The following is a 2,404-nucleotide window of genomic DNA, read 5'->3' as shown; positions in this document are numbered from 1 at the left end:
GAATAATGATCCTTTTCTATATTATATCAAGACTTTATGACGACAATTTAGTAAAAATATGGGGGGATCTTTGAGATCTGGACTAAATTTATTCTTACCTCTATCCCTCTTCCCTGTTTCACAATAAAAGCTGTCATAAACTACGATAATAGTGCTGTACAAAATTCATTCTTTTACTCTTTGAATTTCCTATAACCTCAAGGCGCCTATGGCGCTCAGGCCGCCTGTGTCGGCGACTTGTAAGGTTCCGTGTTATACTAAGGCACTGTATTTTACTCTGTTTTTTGTATGCAACTTACCCTGAAAAAGCTTCTGCTCAAAGATGGCCTACTGTGTACGTCGAAGCTGTTTTCGGTCAAAATTAGTTCTCATTTGCATGATGTAGTTGTCATTTATGTCCCTAAACCCAGGTATTCTGGCTTGAATATTTAGAAATATATATTTTAATCTTTTGGCGCACTATGGGGAAAGTCAATTCTTGCACGGTGCTAGGGTCTGTTGACATTTCACATCGGCAACCACAGGAGTGCGCAAACCATAGCCACCACAGACCGATAATTTCGTTTTAATTTATCAAATCGTGTAGCCAGTCCTCTAAAATGCTTAATTCTTGCGAACAAATTTTCAACTAAATGCCTGTATTTATATAAGCCCCAATCCATATCCGCGTTGCCAATTTTAGAATTAGATTTCCTTGGAATGACAGGAATCGATGATTTCTTGCGAATAGCATTCCGTACTTCTTCGCTATCATAACCTTTGTCGGCAACTGGTAATTTTTCAATAAACTCCGGGGCAACTTTGCAGTCATGAACTTCGCCACCGGTTATCTCAAAATCAATAGGTAATCCATGTGCATCAACTGCCATATGAATCTTTGTTGTATTGCCGCCCCTGGATTTTCCTATGGCCTGATTTTCTTCAGAAGCGGCACCAGCACTGTGTTGATGAGCCTTGACGATGCTGCCATCAATAAACGCCCATTCCAAATCAGGCTCCTGTACCAAGGCCTTGAAAACATACATTAGTTTGCCCTTTAATGACCAACGGTTAAATTTTTGAAAAATGCTATTCCAGCGCCCAAAGGTTTTCGGTAGGTCTCGCCATGGACATCCAACATGCATACGATACAGGATTCCTTCTACTGTTTTTCGTAAATTGGGCTTGTTATAAATCCCTTGTTCGCGCATTATTGTCCGTAGCTTTGACCAGTGCTCATCACTGAGCATAAGTCTTGCCATTGCAAACTCGTTTTTAATCGAGTTAAATTAACTGATTATTTAGAGTATTCGCTTACACACAATCAAGTACCTGATGAAATAAAAAGAAATTTTTGTAAGAGCTTGATCGCTGCCAATAATTTTAATGCAGATTTTAAAAATGAGCCCAAGGAAAATAAAATATTTGATGAGTTGTTTCGTTCAGATAGTCTAAAAAAGATTATTGAAACAATTGCAGCAAATTAAAAGGAAAGTGGTTAATTTACTCATTAATTAGATTAAATATTAAATTAGATTATTTAACCACATTTCTTAACTGACTTCTTTTTTACTTGAAGTTGTATGACCAATAATGGTTGTTAAGTAAACAAAACCCCCGTTTATTTTCCGCTATAGTTGTAACGTATAGTAAATTTTGCTATAGTAATAATTACTATACATGGCGTTATTGATGAAAATAATAAAAACTAAACTTTTCGCTAAATGGGCTATAAAAAATCAAGTCAGTGATGAATCGCTTAATATCGCTGCTAAAGAAATTTCTATTGAAATTTACGAGGCTAATTATGGTGGTGTAATAAAAAAGCGTGTTGCCAACAAAGGAAGGGGAAAGAGTGGCAGTACAAGAACGATCGTTGCTTTCAAAAAAGGAAAAAATTGTTTTTTCGTTTTTGGTTTTGAAAAGAATGCCAAAAGTAATATTTCTTCTAATGAAGAAAAAGCTTTTAAAATTATTGCTAAATCATTGTTAGCTTATTCTGATCTGGAAATTAATAAGCTGATAAAAGAGGGAGCATTATTGGAGGTTGAAAATGAGTAAAATTATTGATGCTATGTTAGAAACAGCCAAAGATCTTCGGTTAGATGCAATTACTATTAAAGAAATAGAAATGCTTAATCTAAGTGAAGTTAAAGAGCTTGAGGCTCAAGAAATAAAGAAAATGCGAGTTAAAGAAAAAGTTAGCCAAGCTGTAATGGCTAAAATATTGAATGTTACTCCATCTACATATCAAAAGTGGGAAAGAGGAGAAGTACACCCTAAGGGGGCCAATCTTAAACTACTGCGTTTAGCTCATGATCATGGAATTCAATATATTTTATCTTAAAGGTTATAGGAAATTCAAAAGGAAACAGGATTGATTTTGTACAGTAAAATGGTCATGGTTTCTCGATGGTTGTGGTGT

At 35.4% G+C, this 2,404-nt stretch carries 3 protein-coding genes; 2 read left to right on the top strand and 1 reads right to left on the bottom strand.

Translation table 11 applies throughout. The features are described 5' to 3' along the window. Window positions 1-506: 506 nt before the first annotated feature. Window positions 507-1,241, bottom strand: coding sequence for an IS5 family transposase (locus tag ACQY7T_RS09860; RefSeq protein ID WP_428413061.1), 735 nt, complete (start codon window positions 1,239-1,241; stop codon window positions 507-509). A 430-nt stretch (window positions 1,242-1,671) separates the two neighbouring features. Here ACQY7T_RS09860 and ACQY7T_RS09855 point away from each other — a divergent pair, with 430 nt between their 5' ends. After that, window positions 1,672-2,040: a type II toxin-antitoxin system RelE/ParE family toxin gene (locus ACQY7T_RS09855; RefSeq protein WP_428413059.1), complete on the top strand. Its 369-nt coding sequence runs from the start codon at window positions 1,672-1,674 to the stop codon at window positions 2,038-2,040. Continuing rightward, window positions 2,033-2,326 carry a helix-turn-helix domain-containing protein gene (locus tag ACQY7T_RS09850; protein ID WP_400188830.1) on the top strand — a complete coding sequence of 98 codons (294 nt, stop codon included), beginning with the start codon at window positions 2,033-2,035 and terminating at the stop codon, window positions 2,324-2,326. The genes ACQY7T_RS09855 and ACQY7T_RS09850 overlap by 8 nt, the downstream gene beginning before the upstream one ends. Window positions 2,327-2,404: the final 78 nt, after the last annotated feature.

Source organism: Legionella sp. (assembly GCF_965140895.1).
In the GTDB taxonomy this organism is placed as follows: Bacteria; Pseudomonadota; Gammaproteobacteria; order Legionellales; family Legionellaceae; genus Legionella.
The sequence above is the reverse complement of the archived record's forward strand: the minus strand, read 5'-3'. Positions and strand labels throughout refer to the sequence as shown.